This window comes from Stutzerimonas stutzeri (assembly GCF_024448715.1).
In the GTDB taxonomy this organism is placed as follows: domain Bacteria; phylum Pseudomonadota; class Gammaproteobacteria; order Pseudomonadales; family Pseudomonadaceae; genus Stutzerimonas; species Stutzerimonas stutzeri_AR.
Genome location: NZ_JAMOHZ010000023.1, coordinates 1 through 1,585 on the forward strand (window position 1 = coordinate 1; position 1,585 = coordinate 1,585).

The window sequence follows — 1,585 nt, forward strand, 5'->3', positions numbered from 1 at the left end:
GGGGGAGCAGACCGAAGTCTGCTCCCCCTTTTCGTTACCGCTGCGCTCAGTCTTCGACGGAGCTGCGGATCAGGTGGTCGAAGGCACTCAGCGAAGCCTTGGCGCCTTCGCCAACCGCGATGACGATCTGCTTGTACGGCACGGTGGTGACGTCGCCGGCGGCGAAGATGCCCGGCAGCGAGGTCTCGCCACGCGCATCGACGATGATCTCGCCCCGCGAGGTCAACTCCACCGTGCCTTTCAGCCAGTCGGTGTTGGGCAGCAGGCCAATTTGCACGAAGATCCCTTCGAGCTCCAGATTGTGGAACTCGCTGGAGTTGCGATCCTTATAGACCAGGCCGTTGACCTTCTGCCCGTCGCCCGTAACTTCGCTGGTCAGCGCACTGGTGATCACGGTGACATTGGGCAGGCTGTGGAGCTTCTTCTGCAGCACGGCATCGGCACGCAGCTGGCTGTCGAACTCGAGCAGTGTCACCTGAGCGACGATGCCAGCCAGGTCGATGGCCGCTTCCACGCCGGAGTTGCCGCCACCGATCACCGCCACGCGCTTGCCCTTGAACAGCGGGCCGTCGCAGTGCGGGCAGTAGGCGACGCCACGGCCGCGGTATTCTTGCTCGCCCGGCACGTTCATTTCGCGCCAACGGGCACCGGTGGCGAGGATCAGGGTCTTGGCCTTGAGCGAGCCGCCATTCTCCAGCTTGATCTCGTGCAGTCCGCCTTCAGCCGAAGCGGGAATCAGAGCTGCAGCGCGCTGCAGATTCATGATGTCGACGTCGTATTCGCGCACATGGTTTTCCAGCGCACGGGCCAGCTTCGGGCCTTCAGTCTCGTTGACCGAGATGAAGTTTTCGATGGCCATGGTGTCGAGCACCTGACCGCCGAAGCGCTCGGCGGCGACACCGGTGCGGATGCCCTTACGCGCCGCGTAGATGGCCGCTGCGGCACCAGCCGGCCCACCGCCAACAACAAGCACGTCAAAGGCGTCCTTGGCGCTGAGTTTTTCGGCATCGCGTGCCGAGGCGCCGGTGTCGAGCTTGGCGAGAATTTCTTCTTCGCCCATGCGGCCCTGGCCGAACAGCTCGCCGTTGAGGTAGATGCTCGGCACGGACATGACCTGACGGCGCTCGACTTCAGCCTGAAACAGTGCGCCATCGATGGCGACATGGCGGATGTTCGGGTTGAGCACGGCCATCAGATTCAGCGCCTGGACCACGTCCGGGCAGTTCTGGCAGGACAGCGAGAAGTAGGTTTCGAAGTGGTATTCGCCTTCGACATTCTTGATCTGTTCGATCACGTCCGCCGCCGTCTTCGATGGATGACCACCGACCTGCAGCAGGGCGAGCACCAATGAGGTGAATTCGTGCCCCATCGGGATACCGGCGAAACGCAGGCTGATGTTGCCACCGATACGATTGAGCGCGAACGACGGGCGACGCGCATCGTCACCATCGGTGCGCAGCGTGATTTTGTCGCTCAAGCCGGTGATGTCTTCCAGCAAGGCGAGCATTTCCTGGGATTTCTCGCCGTCATCGAGGGACGCGACGATCTCGAACGGCTGAGTGACCTTTTCCAGGTAGGTTTTCAA

At 62.3% G+C, this 1,585-nt stretch carries 1 protein-coding gene; it reads right to left on the bottom strand.

The genetic code is table 11. From position 1 onward, the window contains the following. Positions 1-46: 46 nt before the first annotated feature. The coding region (ahpF, locus tag NAV33_RS21370; protein ID WP_255983764.1) for an alkyl hydroperoxide reductase subunit F at positions 47-1,585 on the bottom strand (1,539 nt) is incomplete at its 5' end.